The 17,893-nt window shown below is 47.7% G+C and carries 16 protein-coding genes; all 16 read right to left on the bottom strand.

Annotated features, from left to right (window positions below; translation table 11 throughout):
- Window positions 1–2 precede the first annotated feature (2 nt).
- On the bottom strand, window positions 3–920 hold the full coding sequence (rsgA, locus tag WA407_RS06405) for a ribosome small subunit-dependent GTPase A (protein WP_061829028.1): 918 nt from the start codon (window positions 918–920) through the stop codon (window positions 3–5).
- A 73-nt stretch (window positions 921–993) separates the two neighbouring features.
- Window positions 994–3,273, bottom strand: coding sequence for a Stk1 family PASTA domain-containing Ser/Thr kinase (gene pknB, locus WA407_RS06400; protein WP_336077003.1), 2,280 nt, complete (start codon window positions 3,271–3,273; stop codon window positions 994–996).
- Window positions 3,270–4,046 carry a Stp1/IreP family PP2C-type Ser/Thr phosphatase gene (locus tag WA407_RS06395; protein ID WP_061829026.1) on the bottom strand — a complete coding sequence of 259 codons (777 nt, stop codon included), beginning with the start codon at window positions 4,044–4,046 and terminating at the stop codon, window positions 3,270–3,272. Before WA407_RS06395 ends, pknB begins: the two co-directional genes overlap by 4 nt.
- A 6-nt stretch (window positions 4,047–4,052) precedes the next feature.
- A complete protein-coding gene (rlmN, locus tag WA407_RS06390; RefSeq protein ID WP_013310887.1) occupies window positions 4,053–5,093 on the bottom strand; it encodes a 23S rRNA (adenine(2503)-C(2))-methyltransferase RlmN in 1,041 nt (346 codons plus the stop codon).
- A gap of 187 nt (window positions 5,094–5,280) precedes the next feature.
- The gene (rsmB, locus tag WA407_RS06385; RefSeq protein ID WP_336077002.1) at window positions 5,281–6,696 is read right to left on the bottom strand and encodes a 16S rRNA (cytosine(967)-C(5))-methyltransferase RsmB; all 1,416 of its coding nucleotides are present in this window, start codon (window positions 6,694–6,696) and stop codon (window positions 5,281–5,283) included.
- Window positions 6,693–7,652: a methionyl-tRNA formyltransferase gene (gene fmt, locus WA407_RS06380; protein WP_336077001.1), complete on the bottom strand. Its 960-nt coding sequence runs from the start codon at window positions 7,650–7,652 to the stop codon at window positions 6,693–6,695. The genes rsmB and fmt overlap by 4 nt, the downstream gene beginning before the upstream one ends.
- A 6-nt stretch (window positions 7,653–7,658) precedes the next feature.
- Complete coding sequence (gene def, locus WA407_RS06375; RefSeq protein ID WP_061829023.1) at window positions 7,659–8,156, bottom strand: peptide deformylase; 498 nt, start codon at window positions 8,154–8,156, stop codon at window positions 7,659–7,661.
- 132 nt (window positions 8,157–8,288) lie between these two features.
- Window positions 8,289–10,865, bottom strand: a complete 2,577-nt coding sequence (gene priA / locus WA407_RS06370) for a primosomal protein N' (RefSeq protein WP_028540561.1) — start codon at window positions 10,863–10,865, stop codon at window positions 8,289–8,291.
- Window positions 10,865–12,169: a bifunctional phosphopantothenoylcysteine decarboxylase/phosphopantothenate--cysteine ligase CoaBC gene (gene coaBC, locus WA407_RS06365; RefSeq protein WP_235309506.1), complete on the bottom strand. Its 1,305-nt coding sequence runs from the start codon at window positions 12,167–12,169 to the stop codon at window positions 10,865–10,867. The genes priA and coaBC overlap by 1 nt, the downstream gene beginning before the upstream one ends.
- Window positions 12,170–12,259: 90 nt before the next feature.
- Window positions 12,260–12,463 (bottom strand): DNA-directed RNA polymerase subunit omega, encoded by a 204-nt coding sequence (gene rpoZ, locus WA407_RS06360; RefSeq protein WP_013310893.1) that lies wholly within the window; start codon window positions 12,461–12,463, stop codon window positions 12,260–12,262.
- A gap of 122 nt (window positions 12,464–12,585) precedes the next feature.
- A complete protein-coding gene (gene gmk / locus WA407_RS06355; RefSeq protein ID WP_013310894.1) occupies window positions 12,586–13,158 on the bottom strand; it encodes a guanylate kinase in 573 nt (190 codons plus the stop codon).
- A 14-nt stretch (window positions 13,159–13,172) separates the two neighbouring features.
- Window positions 13,173–13,433, bottom strand: coding sequence for an extracellular matrix/biofilm regulator RemA (remA, locus tag WA407_RS06350; RefSeq protein ID WP_005548256.1), 261 nt, complete (start codon window positions 13,431–13,433; stop codon window positions 13,173–13,175).
- 56 nt (window positions 13,434–13,489) lie between these two features.
- Window positions 13,490–14,377 (bottom strand): YicC/YloC family endoribonuclease, encoded by an 888-nt coding sequence (locus WA407_RS06345; RefSeq protein WP_336076998.1) that lies wholly within the window; start codon window positions 14,375–14,377, stop codon window positions 13,490–13,492.
- 35 nt (window positions 14,378–14,412) lie between these two features.
- Window positions 14,413–16,299 carry a bifunctional homocysteine S-methyltransferase/methylenetetrahydrofolate reductase gene (locus WA407_RS06340; protein ID WP_235309505.1) on the bottom strand — a complete coding sequence of 629 codons (1,887 nt, stop codon included), beginning with the start codon at window positions 16,297–16,299 and terminating at the stop codon, window positions 14,413–14,415.
- Window positions 16,300–16,446: 147 nt separating this feature from the next.
- A complete protein-coding gene (locus WA407_RS06335) occupies window positions 16,447–17,469 on the bottom strand; it encodes a hypothetical protein (RefSeq protein ID WP_235309504.1) in 1,023 nt (340 codons plus the stop codon).
- Window positions 17,470–17,702: 233 nt separating this feature from the next.
- On the bottom strand, window positions 17,703–17,893 hold a 191-nt coding region (locus WA407_RS06330; protein WP_336076997.1), incomplete at its 5' end, for a transposase.

Here is a 17,893-nt window from a genome sequence, read left to right as displayed (position 1 = left end):
ACTCAGTACCTCCGCTTTTTTTCTTTTAATTCCTGATAGAACTGCAAATAGCTATCATACCGCCCCTGTGAAATATGTCCTTCTTCCAGGGCCTCTCTTACTTTACAACCAGGCTCGTGAATATGGGTACAACCCCGAAATTTACATCCTTCCGCATACTGCTGGAATTCACGAAAACAAGGAGATAGCTCATCTACACCCAGCTCCAGAAAATCCAGCTGGCTAAACCCCGGTGTATCTGCTACAAATCCTCCGTTGTCTAGAGGAATCAGCTCCACATGACGAGTCGTATGTTTTCCTCGGCCCAGCTTATTGCTTATGGCGCTCGTCTCCAGCGTTAACCCAGGCTCTAGAGCATTAAGCATAGAAGACTTTCCTACACCTGATTGCCCGGAAAACACGCTGATTTGACCAGCCAATAGCTTCTTAAGCTCAGCCGTCCCTTCTCCGGTATGGGCACTGGTTACCAGCACCTCATAACCGATCTTCTGGTATATTTCCTGAACGGCCAGCACGGTGTCATCCTCTGAAGGGCTGCCCTCATACAAATCGCGCTTAGTCAGACAGATAATCGTATCCAGCCCGGCGTGCTCAATGTGGACTAAAAATTTATCCAGCAAAGGCAGGTTTAAATCCGGCTCACGCAAGGAAAACAGCAGCACGGCAAGCGTGGTATTAGCTACTGGAGGACGAATTAGCTCCGTCGTACGCTTTCTAATCTCCTTGACCATACCTTCCCCGTTTTCAGTCAGTTCGTAAACGACCCGATCACCGACAAGAGGCGTAATCTCTTTTTTCTTAAAAATGCCGCGTGCTCTGCATTGTACCGTAGCTTCGCCGGATACCGGACGCCCATCCTGATCCAGGCTGGAGACATAATAATATCCGCTAAGCGCCTTGACGATCAGACCTTCAGGCATGTGTAAGATGTCCTCCTTCATAATGTTCAAGTTTCATTGCGTATAACAGGTTGAGCATCTTCCTATTGCAAATTTACTGATGCTGAACAGCCTCAATCACTTTTTCCTTCTTTTTGTGGGAAGCGTGGCCTGGGTTGTTTTTATGACTAACCGCCAACTCACTGCGCGTACCCCCCGTGGAATTCGTTCCAGGAACAAAGGCGGAAGGGTCACCATTACCTCCTGTGCCCTCCTGATTGTTCGAGTCGCCCCCACTATTACCACTATCATTAGAAGATCCCCCGCTATCACCTTCCTCGCCGTTTCCACTTCCATTCTGCGAGGAAGTACCATCAGGTGTATCCGTTGGTGAAGCTCCGGCAGGCGGAGCAATTTGAGGCATCGTCACTGTTCCATTTTTTGCCTCAATATAAGAGACGGGATACGTATCAATAAAGTCACCATCTCTAAATACTGAGACAACACTGTCTTTGTTCGGAGCCATTAGCAGGTTGATAGTGAACACCTGTGTCGTATTAATTGTACGGCTTCCCCATTCCTGATTTTCTCCACGCGCATCCGTATAAGTAATACGAATTTTGCTGTTTTTACCCTCTTCCTTGGGCGCAACAGGCACATTAAATGGTAGCGTAATCGCTTCTGGCGGGTAACCCGTGCTTACATAAATCGTAATTTCCGTATTTGGCGGCAACTCACTGCCTGCCTCTGATGGCCATTGTTTGGTTACTCTTCCTTTTTCCTGCTCATAGCTAAATTCTTCTTTAATCGAGCCAACCTTCAGCCCTGCCTTTTTGACCTCATTTTCCGCTTGATTCTGCGTCTTGCCTACGAGACTTGGCATTTTCACAGTGTCAGCGCCCTTGCTGACTGTGAGCACAACCTGGACTGAATCCTTATCAAATGGCTCATTTGCAGCGGGTGTCTGACTAAGGACGGTCCCTGCGGCCTGATCACTGAACTGCTCATTTTGCTGAATCTGCGTCTCCTTAATTTGCTGGGCGGTCAGCAGCTTAACAGCATTTTCGTAGCTTTGGCCTTTGACATCCGGCATCGGGGTGAGCGGCTTGGCAATCCCGACTTTCAGACTAATCTTAGTTCCTTCCTTGACTAAAGAATCTGCAGGATAGCTTTGATAAAATACAACTCCAGGCGCGATTCCCTCTTTGTATTCATGCTGGATTGGCTCCTCAATGAGTAATCCCGCTTTACTGAGATTAACCTTCGCTTGGTCTTCTGTTTGTGTCAATACACCTGGTACTTTTACCTCAGGCACGACCAGTACACTTTGCACATAGTACACCACTCCGCCCATGCACAGAAGTAACACCAACACTAGTGTTACCCACAAGATCGCTTTTTTTCTATTTTTCTTGGACGATTGCTTGCTCGGAAGCTGTTCAGACTCACGCGATTGAGCAGGTACATCATCCCCGCTAGAAGACATCCCTAATTGTTGAGGCTTAATAGCCGGAATAACCCGTGTTTGATCCTCATCATCCAAATGTGTAAATTCCAGTTTGGATTCATTACGCCGTCCCGGCAGCAAACAGGTTTCCAAATCTTTTAGCATTTCGTCTGCCGATTGATAACGCTCTTCTGGATTTTTGCGCATGGATTTTAAAATGACATTTTCCACACTTTGCGGAATCAACGGATTAATTTTACGCGGTTCCTCAAATTCCTCTTGCAAATGCTTGAGCGCTACACTAATTGGACTTTCTCCCAGGAAAGGGAGCTGCGCCGTCAGCATTTGATATAAGACAATACCTAAAGAATATAAGTCCGATTTTTCGCCGGTGACGACACCCTTTGCATGCTCAGGTGAAAAATAATGAACAGAACCTACAACAGAACCCGTCTGGGTAATGGTCGTTGACGTAACGGCTCTAGCAATCCCAAAATCGGTTACCTTAACCCGTCCATTACGTCCAATTAATATATTATGAGGCTTAATGTCTCGGTGAATAATCTGATTTTGATGGGCATGCTCCAGCGCATCACAAATCTGGGAAGCAATCCGTACTGCTTCATCCACTTGCAATGGAGCACGTTCTTTAATAATCTCATTCAAATTTTTACCTTCGATGCACTCCATTACAATATAATGGATTTCATCCTCTTGGCCTACATCATAAATACTGACCACGTTCGAATGCGAAAGCGAGGCCGCAGACTGCGCCTCACGCCGAAACCGGCGAATAAATTCCTCATCATGAACAAATTGCTGACGCAATACTTTAACTGCGACATTGCGATTCAGCAAAATGTCTTGAGCCTTATACACCAGCGCCATACCGCCGCCACCGATGCGCTCAATAATTTCGTATCTTCCCCCTAGCAGGTGCCCGATCATGCGTCACACCCCTTTTCACTCAATGAAACCGTGTCGTCGGGCAATTCAAACAAAGCCACAGTAATGTTATCGTCTCCTCCGGCAAGCAGCGCCAGATGTAGCAGACGATCCGCACGCTCCTCCAAAGGATTCTCTGCGGCACCTACTACTTTACTGATTTGTTCTTCCGTTACCAGATTGCTTAATCCGTCGCTGCACAGTAATAGTACATCGCCTTTTTCCAGCATAATGGAGTCAATATCCACTTTCACCTCGGAATCAGTGCCCAGCGCCCGTGTCAGTACATTGCGACGAGGATGGTTCTCTCGTTCTTCCTTACTGATCTGACCGTTTTTGAACAGCTCATTAACCAAAGTATGGTCTTCTGTAAGCTGACGTACCGCTCCTTTAGACACGACATAGGCGCGACTGTCACCGATATGTCCGATAATTCCGGATGCGTCGTTTAGTAAAACCGCAACAACTGTCGTTCCCATATTATGATACTTTTCGTCGCGTGCAGCCGTCTGGAAGATGACTTCATTGGCATGCAAAATAGCGTCGCTGAGCGCCGCCGTCAAAGAATGTGCGGATAATCCGCTCTCCAGCGTCGCCAAATCAGCGGCAAGTGTCTCTACCGCAAGGCGGCTGGCCGTATCACCGGCCAAATGCCCCCCCATACCATCGGCAACAATCCCAAGAATATAGCCTTGCTCCAAGTGCCTGATCCAGGCAGAATCCTCATTCACCGAACGTACACGTCCGACATGGCTGACATGAACTGTTTTGATCAAATGGTTTCACCCCAACTCCATATGCTTTGCACGCAACTGACCGCAAGCAGCGGCAATATCGTGACCCTGTTCACGCCGGATCGTCACATTGACGCCTTTTTCGGCAAGAATACGTTGGAAATTAAAAATATCGCTGCGTGATGTGCGCACATACTTGCGCTCAGGCACATGATTGACTGGAATCAAATTGACGTGACACAGCATGTCCTTTAACACATCCGCTAGCTCTTCAGCATGTTCTGCCTGATCGTTTACCCCGCCAATCAGGGCATATTCAAACGAAATTCTCCGCCCCGTCTTAGCAAGATAGTAACGTAGAGAATCCATAACATCTTTAAAGGGATAACGCCGATTTACAGGCATCAGCTTCGAACGAAGCGCATCATTAGGCGCATGAATGGATATTGCCAGATTAATCTGGGTATCCTCGTCGGCAAATTTATAAATATTCGGTACAATACCGCTAGTCGACACCGTGATATGACGTTGACCAATGTTCAGACCTTTTTCATGAACCATTGTACGTAAAAACGTCATGGTCGCTTCATAGTTTTCAAAAGGTTCGCCTGAGCCCATAATCACGATGCTGCTCACTCGTTCATTGGTTTTATCCAAAATTTTCTGAGCTTGCACCACCTGTGCAGTAATTTCACCAGCCGTCAGGTTCCGTTTGAGGCCTCCAAGCGTCGAAGCGCAGAAAGTACAACCAATCCGGCAACCCACTTGAGTCGTTACACAAATACTGTTTCCGTAATTGTGTCTCATAATGACCGTTTCAATGGCATGATCATCGTGCAAACCGAACAGGAATTTTACTGTACCGTCCTTTGATTCCAACTTTGTAATTTCACTAAGCGTCACAAAACTAAATTGCTCCTCAAGCTTCTCTCTCAGCGCCTTGGACAAATTCGTCATCTCGCTGAAATCATTGACCCGCTTCACATACAGCCAGTCAAAAATTTGTCCTCCACGAAAAGCAGGCTCACCATTGTTCTTGGCCCAGTCCTGAAGCTCCTCCAGAGTTAAATCATATATAAAAGGTTTCATCAATGTTTGCACCCGTTCCTTCTTCATTAAGTTCTGTTTGTTCGCAGATCGTATTTTTCATTCTTCCTATTTTAGCACAAATCCCTAAGGGGGTAAAAATTTTTCGTCTTCATGCAAAAAACCGCCGGAAATGTTCCGGCGGAATGTGGAAACACTGGTGGACAGCTGCCTGGAATTCTCTTCCGCGCTATTTCACCCGACGCAGGCGCGCAATATAAAATCCGTCGCTGTGGAAATGCTGCGGTAACAGCTGTACCGAGCCTCCCTGTATACTATCCTTTTCGTGGCTCACGTCCGGGAAGGAATGACCCTCTGCCAATTCATACTCTGGATGTTCGCTTAAAAACTGAGTCAATTGTCCTTCATTTTCGTCCGGTTCAATCGTGCATGTGCTGTATACCAGAATACCACCTGGTTTCAACAATCCCGCCACACTATCCAGCAACTCATGTTGAAGCTGTGTAATGTCGCGAACATCCTGCGCAGTTTTGCTCCAACGCAGGTCCGGTTTACGACGAATTACTCCAAAGCCAGAGCATGGCGCATCCAGTAAAATACGGTCAAAAGAAGCTGGAGCATAGCGTTCTTTCAGTTCTAGCGCATCACCAGTGACTGTTTCTACAGCATCCAGGCCAAGTCGATTAGCCTGTTCACGGATTAATTGATGCTTATGGGCATGCAGATCATTCGCAACGATCCGGCCTTGATCCTTCATCAGCTCAGCCATATGAGCTGTTTTGCCACCTGGAGCGGCACAGCAATCCAGTACCAGCATGCCAGGCTCAGGAGCGACTGCTTCGGCAACGAGCATGGAGCTTTCATCCTGTACGGACAGCAAGCCGTCCGTATACCACGAGGTAAGCGCCATATTTCCACCGCTCCGAACAACAATCCCATAGGGACTAACTGCGGAAGGAACGGCATCAAGCCCTTTTGAGCGCATCTCGTCCAGCAGCTGATCACGGCTGGTCATTGTCGTATTCACCCGTACGCTGACCGCAGGGGGCTCATTATTAGCCTGACAGATAGCCTCAGCAGTATCTGCACCGTATTGCTTAATCCAGCGCTTAACCAGCCACTGTGGATGGGAATGTTCTAATGAAATCCGTTCCTCTGGTGACAAATCGTCAGGAATACGCAGCTTGTCCGGCTCACGCAACATGCTGCGGAGCACGCCGTTGACCATACCGGAAATCCCCTGATGCCCACGACGCTTGGCAATGGTCACCGCTTCACTAACGACTGCATGATCCGGAACTCGATCCAGATACACCACCTGATACACACTCATCCGCAGCAACGAACGTACCCAAGCCTGAAGCTTGGCCGTTCCTTTTTGAACAAATTTATTCAGGAAATAATCTAGTGTATTTCGGCGTGCGATTGTACCATATACAAGTTCCGTCGCCAAACCAGCGTCACTTGCAGATAAACCTGCCTGCTGAAGCCGACGATTTAGCTCAAGATTGCTATATGCACCCTCTTGCTCCACCCCGGTCAACACATCAAGTGCAACTTCCCGCGCCGTCTGATTGCGAGTCTTGCCGGATCTGGCACCCATTCCCTTGCCTTGGCCTCCCTTGCGGGAGTGACTCCCGCTCATCCGAGCACCGTGCCTGGCTTCATCTGTCCGCCGCGTGCAAAGGTTCCGGCATCCATAACCTTTTTGCCAGCCGGTTGAACCTGAGTTAGCCAAAGAGTTCCTCCGCCTGTCTGCACCTCAATACCACGAGCAGTCAATTGAAGAACCGTTCCGGGTGCTGGAACATTTGAGGCACTCACTTCACTGTTTATGAAAGGCTGCTCAGCAGCCCAAATTTTAAAAACATTTTCCTCCCAAAGCGTAAACGCACCGGAAAAAGGAACCAGGCCGCGAATCCGGTTGTATATCTGCTGAGCATTGTCACTCCACGAAATACGCTCATCCTCGCGGTTCAGGTTCGGGGCATAAGTTGCCTCGTCCTCGTTTTGCGGCGTACGGTCTGATTGGCCTGCCAGCAACTTAGGCAGCTCGTCCTGCAAAAGCTTTGCTCCAGCTACGCTTAGCTTCTCAAAAATAGTACCAGAGGTATCCTCCGGCTCTATAGCAACCTCAACTCGCGATATCATATCGCCAGTGTCCAGTCCTTCCGCCATATACATCAGCGTCACACCCGTCACAGTTTCACCATTAATAATCGCACGCTGGATCGGTGCACCTCCCCGATAACGGGGAAGTAACGAACCATGCACATTCAGACAGCCGAACCGAGGCAGGTCTAGTACGGACTTAGGCAAAATTTGCCCATAGGCTGCGGTTACGATCAGATCAGGACGCAGCTCTGCCACCTGAGCCACCGCTTCTGGCTGGCGCAGGCGGGTCGGTTGCAGTACAGGTAATCCTCGTTTTTCTGCCGCTTCCTTGACTGGTGTAGGCGTCAATATTTTTTTTCGTCCCTGTGGCTTATCGGGCTGTGTAATCACACCAACCACGTTATAACCGTTATCCAGTAACATGTTCAGCGATGGCACTGCAAACTCAGGCGTACCCATAAAGATAATACGAATGTCTTGACTCATCGAACCTCACTCTCCTATCTGACGGTTCGGTCCTGGCTGTTCCAGCGCAACCTCATATACTTTTTCTGCAATATCTGTGAACAAAATTCCATTTAAATGGTCAATTTCATGCTGAAAAGCACGAGAAAGCAACCCTGTCGCTGTAACGGTAATGGTTTTACCCTCGCGGTCCAGTCCCTTGACTGTAACCTTCTCGGCACGACGCACATCCCCGTTCAACCCTGGTATACTCAGGCAACCTTCAGGACCCAATTCCTCCCCTTCTTCGGCCACGATCTCTGGATTGATCATTTTAATCAAACCATGCTCATCTCCAGCATCTACAACGATGAGACGCTTCAAAATACCTACTTGCGGAGCAGCAAGACCTACTCCCTCCGCTTCATACATCGTATCTGCCATATCGTCGAGCAGCTTTTGCACGTTAGGCGTAATTTTAGTGACTTCCTTTGCTACTTTGTGCAATACGTCATCCGGCTCCAACACTATAATTCTAATTGACATGACAACAGAACACCTTCCTCTTTATGCTTCATTTAGGCCTAACTGTATTCATCACAAACGCGACTGCTACATTATCCTATGTACGGACGGCTTGTCCGCATTAATTGTGCTAATAACTTTTGTGGCAACACTCTACATAAGCATTTGCGGATCAACATCCAGACTAATCAGCAACTTTTGTGCCTGTGCGGATTCGGCCATTTCATCAGCTACTTGCTGAGCCAAACTAATTGCATCGATATTTCCACGCCATTTTATCATACATTGAAATCGGTATCTATTCTTGATTCTCGAAATGGGTGAAGCTACTGGTCCCAAAATGTCGAGTACATCAGATGTAAGACGATCCATATTCCCGAACCATCCCCGTTGTCTGGCCCGTCCCTGTAGTGTTGCTGAATAATTCTCAGCCAGCCGGACCAGCACCGGGAGTTGTTCATGAGAAAAGGTCACCAAAATAAGACGACAATATGGTGGATAGTGCAAATTGCGGCGGTGTTTCAATTCTTCCCTCACAAAAGAAGCATAATCATGGCGACTTGCGTGAATCACCGAATAATGCTCTGGAGTATAGGATTGTACAAATACTTCCCCTGGCAATTGATGTCTCCCAGCACGTCCAGCTACTTGTGTTAACAGCTGAAAAGTCTTTTCCGCAGCCCGAAAATCCGGTAAATTGAGAGCCGAATCCGCAGTAATGACACCAACCAGTGTCACATCGGGAAAGTCCAGGCCTTTGGCAACCATTTGAGTACCGAGCAGCACGTCCGCTTTTTTATCACGAAATTGCTTGAGGAGCTTTTCGTGGGCATTTTTTTCTGTTGTTGTATCAACATCCATTCGAACAACACGTATACCGGGGAATAGCTTCGCCAGCTCTTCTTCCACTCGCTGGGTACCTGTACCGAAATAGCGAATATGCTCACTACCGCACTCAGGGCAAGTCTGAGGCACGGGCTCGGAATAGCCACAGTAATGGCAACGTAAATTGTTCGACCGCTGATGATACGTAAGCGAAATATCACAATGCGGACAACCCGCGACATAGCCACAGCTACGGCACATGACGAACGTGGAGTGTCCACGCCGATTCAATAGTAGTACCGTCTGCTCCTTACGCTCTAACCGCTCTGCAATTCCATTATGCAACGCACGGCTGAACATAGAGCGGTTGCCAGCACGCAGTTCCTCACGCATATCCATGATATGTACTTCGGGTAACGTGTTCCCCAGTGCGCGAGTTGGCATTTCAAGCAGCAACGGCGCAAACTCGTCGTTGCTTTGTGAGCGAGCCGCATAGTAGCTTTCCAGCGACGGTGTAGCCGAACCGAGAATAACAACAGCCCCATGCTGATGGGCTCTGCGAATGGCGACATCACGCGCATGGTATTTAGGTGTCTCTTCCTGCTTATAGGACGTTTCGTGCTCCTCATCCATTATAATAAGACCTAACTCACGAAAAGGCGCAAATACTGCCGAGCGAGCACCAATCGCCACTTTCACACGGCCTTCGCGTATTTTGCGCCACTCATCGTACCGTTCCCCCCCGGACAACCTACTGTGCATCACTGCTACCTGATCGCCAAACCGGCCTTTAAAACGCTCAACCATTTGTGGGGTTAACGATATTTCAGGTACCAGCACAATGGCCTGCCGATTCTGCTCGATACAACGCTGAATCGTCTGTAGATAGATTTCCGTCTTACCGCTCCCTGTGACTCCATGCAACAAATAAGCTCCTTGCTCACGTGTGTCCAGCTGGCGAATAATCCGTTCATATACCGACTGCTGCTCTGCTGTGAGAGGGAGTGGCTCTGTAGGCTTGAAGTGTCTGCCCCGGTAGGGGTCGCGGAACACTTCGACATCCTCCAGCAACACATAGCCCTTATCTTCCAGCGCCTTAACCGTTGCAGCTGAGACACTCAGTGAGGTCATGACTTCCTTCAGCGATAGAGGCAGAAACTCGCTACGTTCCAGCAAAAAAGCAAGTACCTCCCGCTGACGCTGCGCTTTGGCAGAAAATTGCTCCAGCGCCGTTGATGCCTCGTCTATGCCGATAGCCAGATCAACGGATTTCATGGTCTTTTTGCCAAGTTTGTCTTTGATAACTTGACTTTCCTGAAGCACACCCCGGCGTAACAGTGATTTAATAACTTCCGCTTCCTCAGGGAAACGTCGACTGAGTTGCTGCAATGGGACTTGCTCCTTCTCCTGAATGAAGCTAACGATCCGACGCTCCGTCGGATCACTCATACCATCGTCGGTCAGAAGTGCCCATTCGAGTTCATCGCCCTGATTCGGTTGTATAGTACGTTGTGGATGCGTTAACTCATGCTGTTCCGCAATTGAGATATAACGTTCTGCTTTGCCCTTGAGCGCGGTAGGAATCATCACTTGCAGTGCCATAATTTGATTACAAGCATAACGTTCGCTCATCCATTTGCCCAGTTCGACTAGGTCGGCAGATAAGGGTGGTACCAAATCCAGCAGCTCCTGGATCGCTCTCATTCTGTATTTCGGTGGATCATCAGCTGGGACTACCGAGATGACAAAAGCCTGCACCGTCCGTTTGCCAAATGGCACAGCTACCCGACTACCCGGCTCAATCCAAGGTCTCATTGAGTCTGGTATCAGATAATCGAAGGTGCGGTCCGTATCCTTGGCAGGTACATCGACAATGACCTTGGCAACTAAATTGCCCGTCTCCATTAATGCAGCACCCCACCCATGCGTCCCGCGGCTATAGTAAGCAACTTACGCGCAACTTCTTCCTTTGACTGTACAGGAATACGCTCTACGATCCCGCTTCGGTCATAAATTTGAACAGCATTCGTATCGACGCCAAAACCAGCACCATTCACAGTTACATCGTTTGCCGCGATCAAATCACAATTTTTACGTTCTAATTTATCTATCGCATACGTCTCCAAATGTTCGGTTTCAGCTGCAAAGCCAATTAAAAATTGATGTTTCTTACTCCGTCCGAGTGATTCTAAAATATCGACGTTCTTCACTAGCTCTAGCGTAAATACACTATCTTTTTTCTTGATCTTGGTCTGTGCAATCTCACGTGGTCGATAATCTGCAACTGCAGCAGCCATAACGACCATATCGCTCGTTTCCCATTGCTTTAATACAGCGTCGTACATATCTTCAGCTGACTGGACTCTTTCAATCATAATACCAGTAGGCGGTTCCGCGCTGGTATTGGCGACAATCAAGTGCACCTCTGCACCCATCTCCTGAGCCACTTTTGCAATGGCAAAGCCCATTTTGCCAGATGAATCATTTGTGATATAACGTACTGGATCAATTCGCTCGATCGTGCCTCCAGCCGTTACAATGACTTTTTTGCCTGAAAGCACCGATTCATTCTCATTCACAAGTGACTCAGGCACTTGAGCCTCGATAGATTCGTCACCAAACCATCGTGGTTCAGACTTGATGGTGGTTTTTTGTTCCTGAGCTTGCTGATCAAAAAAACGCTCTATGGTTTGCACAATTGTGTCCGGCTCTTCCAAACGTCCTTTGCCAACGTAACCGCAAGCCAGTAATCCTTCACCAGGCTCAATCATCTTCACGCCACGTGATACAAGCGTCTCCATATTTTGCATGACTGCGGGATGAGTGTACATATGTACATTCATCGCAGGTGCCACCATAATAGGCGCTGTTGTAGCCAACAACGTTGTAGACAGCATATCATCAGCAAGACCATGCGCCATTTTCCCGATAATATTCGCAGTTGCAGGAGCAACAAGCACCAAATCAGCCGCATCCGCCAGATGAATATGGGATACGACTGATGGCTCTCTTTCATCAAATGTGTCACTGTACACCGGATTACGAGAGAGCGACTGCAGCGTAAGTTCGGTAATAAACTCCTTGGCAGAGGCCGTCATAATCACATGAACATCGGCGCCCTTTTGCGTCAACCTACTACACAACGCTGCCCCTTTGTAAGCAGCAATTCCGCCAGTTATACCAAGAATAATAACTTTTCCCTTCAACATCGTTAACTCCCCCTGACCTAAAAAAATAACAACCTTGCGGTTGTCAAAGGAATTGGCATTGCGCCCGGTTATAATAGTTGTGTATAATTCTTACTCGTCTTCGCCGCTTTCAAGACGCAGATGATCCGCGTAAATCTCTTCCAACGCCACTCCAACCTGTTTGTGGGATTTAGGATTCTTGAGAGTCGTCTTTTCACCCTCGCGCAACTGTCTGGCACGACGTGAAGCCGCTACAACCAACGAATACTTACTATCTGCCTTTTTCATCATTTCATCAATGGAAGGATACAGCACGAATAGACACCTCTTCATGTAGTTTTGGGACTGTATAAGCTGAACTCCAGTGTACACCTTCAAGCTCAGCTTATACAGTATTATTTCTCTTTAAGTACGCTTGGCATATGTAAAGCCCTCGTTTAAGGATGAACCTTACAATGTTCGGCGATAATAATGGATTCTATTCGTTTACAAGCGAAATCAATCTCATCATTGACGACCGCATAATCATAGTGACGCAACAAATTCATTTCATCCACAGCTACCGACATACGGTGGTCTATGGTCGCTTGAGTTTCTGTGCCCCGTCCCCGGATTCTATCCTTTAATTCGTCTAGCGAAGGCGGAAGCAGAAAAATGAATATGCCTTCTGGAAATTTTTCTTTAACCTTTAGCGCTCCCTGAACTTCAATCTCCAGAAAAATATCTTTTCCCTGCGCAAGGGTCTGATCTACAAAATCACGTGGAGTACCATAATAGTTCCCTACATACTCAGCATACTCCAGCATTTCATCTCGTTCAATCATACCCAAAAATTCTTCACGCGTTTTAAAAAAATAGGTCACTCCATCCTGTTCGCCTGAACGAGGTGTTCGAGTTGTAGCAGAAACGGAGTATGTTATCTCTGGTAGCTTGTCACGCAATGCGTTGCCTACCGTCCCTTTACCGACACCCGAAGGTCCGGATATTACAAATAATAATCCCTTAGCCATAGTACACTCCATTTTTATTCGTCATTGTCATCATCTTTAGTGGATAGGCGATGAGCGACCGTCTCCGGCTGCACCGCAGACAGGATTACATGATCACTGTCTGTAATAATAACAGCCCGCGTCCGGCGGCCATAGGTAGCATCAATTAGCATATGACGGTCCCTGGCTTCCTGTATAATCCGCTTGATCGGAGCAGACTCCGGACTGACGATGGAGATAATTCGGTTGGCCGACACGATATTGCCGAAACCAATATTGATCAATTTGATTGCCATATTCAGGTCTTTCCCCCTATACATGTGACTCTTGCAGCCGTGCCGCTACCAGGTAGCTACTCAATATTTGCAGCCTGCTCACGAATTTTCTCGAGCTCTGCTTTCATCTCAACGACCAAATTAACCAATGTGAGATGATTAGCCTTGGAGCCGATCGTGTTGACTTCCCTGTTCATTTCCTGGATTAAAAAATCTAATTTGCGACCGGCCGGCTCGTCTGACAGCAGCAATCCCCTGCACTGTCCAAAGTGACTTTGAAGCCGGGTAAGTTCCTCGTCAATATTGCTGCGATCCGCGAATAACGCAATCTCCATTCCGAACTTATGTTCATCAAGCGTAAATGAACCGTCCTGAAGCTCTTTAAGCCTGTGTTTCAGCCTGTTACGGTAGTCGCTCACAACATGAGGAGCCAGCACCGTCATTTCATGATGCAGAGATTCCAGACGTAAAATACGGGATTCCACATCTTGCGCCAAATGCCCGCCTTCTCGTCTTCTCATCTCCAGTAAACCTTGCAAAGCTTCATTCAAAGCCCGCTGTAGTTGCTCTTCCCAGTCCTCTTCATCTCCATGGCAAGCCTCTCCAGGCTCACCCAGAACGTCAGGCAAAGCAAGAATATCGCTTATCCCTAACGTTCCTTTCACTCCATAACGATCCGCCAGCTGCTCCGCTGCATGCAGGTAAGCCTGCACCACAGTGTCATTCAACCGCGCGGCGGGCATCTGTTCTTCATCGCGTTCCCTGTGGATGAAGACATCGATACGACCGCGTTTAATCTGCTGTTGAACCGTTCTTCTCAAGCCATCTTCGTATCGAGTCCATTCGCGCGGAATTCTCATCATCACTTCGCAATAGCGGTGATTCACCGATTTCAATTCCAAGCGCACTTTATAGCCCTCATAATGAAGGATGGCTTGACCGTATCCGGTCATACTCAATGACATCGGCATCACATCCATTATACTATTGTAATTGATTATTATAGTCGAAACAAGGGGGCCTGTGCACGGCCTGATTTTTGCCATACGTAAGAAGTCAGTTCAGCTGTCATTTCATAGAACATAAATGGAGTCATAAAATAGATTCCATTAAAATGTTCCATTGCCGTATCGAGTAACTCCTTGGCAATAGACACGCCCATTGCTCGTCCTTCCGGACCCTCAAGACCAGACATACGTGCACGTACCTCATCGGATAACTGAATCCCCGGTACTTCATTGTGCAAGTATTCTGCATTGCGCCCACTAGCCAGCGGCATAATACCGATAAAAATCGGTACTTCCAAATGTCGTGTCGCTTCCGCGATGGCTGCAATCAACTCGTGGTCGTATACGGGCTGAGTCATAACATAATCGGCTCCGGAGGCAATTTTCTTCTCCAACCGCTGTACGGCTTTACCCAAATGCTTGACATTAGGATTAAATGCGGCACCTACCACAAAATTAGCTTTCTGCTTCAGTGGTTTACCGGAAAATGCGACACCATCATTTAATTGTTTGATCATGCGTATGATTTCAAAAGAGGTCATATCATACACCGAACTGGCGCCTGGCAAATCACCGAACCGCGCCGGATCTCCAGTAACCGCCAGTACATGGTCAATACCGAGCGCGTCAAAACCCATCATGTGGGATTGAGTACCAATCAGATTGCGATCACGACATGCTATATGAATTAATGGGCGCAAGCCTGTTTCAATACTGACCAAATGTCCAAGCGCCATGTTGCTCATGCGAGTGACTGCAAGCGAGTTGTCAGCTAGTGTAAGCGCGTCGGCCCCTGCTTTCTTCAATGCATGAGCACCTTGCATAAACCTTGTAATGTCCAGATCGCGCGGAGGATCCAGTTCTACAATGACCGTATGTCGTTCCTTAACCAGATCCACAATATTGGGCTCGCTGGTATGTCTGCCATTTCCTCGTTCCTCTTCATCTGCAATCTGCTCTGCCACTTGAAAGGACTCTTTCGACAAAGCTTCTTTTGAAGCCAGCGGAGGCGGTTGCAAACGGTTCAAGGCTTTGGAGATAGCTGCAATATGGTCCGGTGTAGTTCCGCAGCAACCACCGAGCAGCCTCGTCCCCAGGTCTACAAAGGACTTGGCACATTCTCCAAAATATTCAGGTGATGCACCGTATACATAGTGACCGTCCACATAATCTGCTAGTCCTGCATTCGGATATACGGACAGCGGTACAGACAAAGGGCCGTCCAGCTGCTCCATTACACTCATAATTCCCTGCGGACCCGAGTGACAGTTAAATCCAAGGATGTCTGCCCCCTCATTACGCAGCACCGAAAAAGCTTCCGCCACTAAAAAACCATCCTGGGTACGACCAACCTGATCAACTGCAAACTGACAAATTACCGGAATGTCACTGTATTTACGTACACTGTGAAGCGCAATGCGTATTTCATCCAGTGAATAAAACGTTTCGCACAAAATGCCGTCGACTCCTTCGGAGAGAAGGGCATCAATTTGCTGATCATAGTTTCTTGCCAGCTCCAGCTTTGATATGTTAAGCCGTTTGCCCCCACATATGGAACCCACCGCACCTACCACATAATGTTCAGGTCCGGCCGCAGCTCTGGCAATTCTCACACCGGCACGATTGATCTCTTCTACCTTAGATTCCAATCCAAACCGGGCTAACTTATAATCATTTGCAGAAAATGTATTAGTCTCCAGCAATCGAGCTCCTGCACTTAAATATTGACCATGCACGTCTGATATAACGTCAGGCGAAGTGATGTTCAGTTCTTCGAAAGATGTATTTACTGGAAATCCTAGCTGGTATAAAAAAGTCCCCATTGCGCCGTCTCCGACAATAATTTCACGATTCAGCACAGTACGCAAATCCGGTTTCATGTCCTCTGCTCCACCCCGCTCTTTATTTTCATACTAATGTAACATAAAGAGACTACAAACATAAGCCAAAAACAAAAAAAGCCGCCCCACTCCCCGACAATATGATATCAGGAGTGAAGCGGCTTCATTTATCTTTTCTATTTTCTACTACATTTTCCCATCGGAAGAATGGAGAGAGTAAGCGTAAAAAGTCCCTTTTTTATTCACTTTAGCCACAATAGAATCCGTTCCCTTTTGCTGCTTGGAGAACGTATATTGATTCCCTTGAACTTTCACTTTATAGCCGGTCAAATTGATATTAAACAACATCTGAGCCTTGGGCTTGACTAGCTTCAAAGCTTCTGAGGCAGTATACTTCGGGCTTGCAAATGTTTTTTTGAAATCTGCGTCATCGTTCCAGTCTACCCCATAGGTGGATACGGCCAGCACTTTACCGGTTACCGCGCTAATTTTGACCTCACTCGCCTCGTTTGCATCCTCAAACGACCAGTATGAAAGTCCCTTCGTCTCGTCCTTGTACCGTGAAGCGTGCTGTACCTTGATTCGCTGACCACTCACACGCTTAAATGTGTTCATTGCACGGTTCAGTAACACAGGGTCCACCTGCTTCAGGGCATAGTCCGCGTTGATGGTAATAGCGTTACCTCGATCCACATCCACATACAACGAGGAAGCTTGTTCTCCTGCACCCCAAAACACCCAGTAATTTGAAGGCTTGTTGGACTGATAAGGGGATTTGACCCGCCAAAATGCTTCAAATTGCAGAGGACGCTTGCTGTCAAACGCTTTGGCGCTGTTTAGCACTTTCGTCTTGAGTGGCGCGTTCATCGCCTTTCCCAAGCTGCTTATTTTATATCGTATGGTTGTAGAATCCACTCTGTTTTTTTCTTTATTATATTCTGTCTGCAACGTAGCAGTTCCGTCTTCCAGTTCGCCCTCTACAATCCAGGTTTTCCCCATATCTGTCACATCGTCAAATTGAAATGCTGTCTTTGAACCAATGAGTTCTTGCACCGCTTTTTCTAAACGGCTTACCACTGTCGGAGTTAGCGAGCCAACCTGCTTGTCCGTCGTTTCCGCGGCAGCAGGAATGGTCGCCGCCTGAACCGGAAGCGCGGTGGCTACAAATATGAGGACTGCAACTGCTGAAATCCAACGAAATTTCCGCACTATGAACGGCCTCCTTATTGTTTTTTTCATTTTCTATATTATACATCGTTCAGGCGCCAAAAAAAGACAGAATATTGCCTTCTTCATCGTATTCCTTGTATACAGGGGCATGTAAGTCCAAAAAAAGAAGACCTCTAAGGTCTTCTCAGATTGTCGAGAAACCCCGTCTTTTTGAGACGTGGGTTTCTTTTTCTTTACATCATAAGGCTCTGGTCTCTGGAGAAACAGGGGGGTTACCCCTGTTTCTCCAGGCGATCCAGGTGGATCGCCATCTTCTTCATGTTCTGCACGGCTGCAGTCATAAGGGCTTGTTCCCTGACGTTTGGTAGACCGCGCAAACGGCAATAGCGAAACCCATGGAGCTCTTTGGCATCCGCGAAGCTTCGCTCAATCGTCTCTTTTCGTTTGCGGTACAGCCGTTTCC

It is taken from the genome of Paenibacillus sp. 203 (assembly GCF_037027525.1).
Lineage (GTDB): Bacteria > Bacillota > Bacilli > Paenibacillales > Paenibacillaceae > Paenibacillus > Paenibacillus polymyxa_B.
Note: the sequence above shows the minus strand (reverse complement) of the source record. Positions and strands in the feature narration are given on the sequence as shown.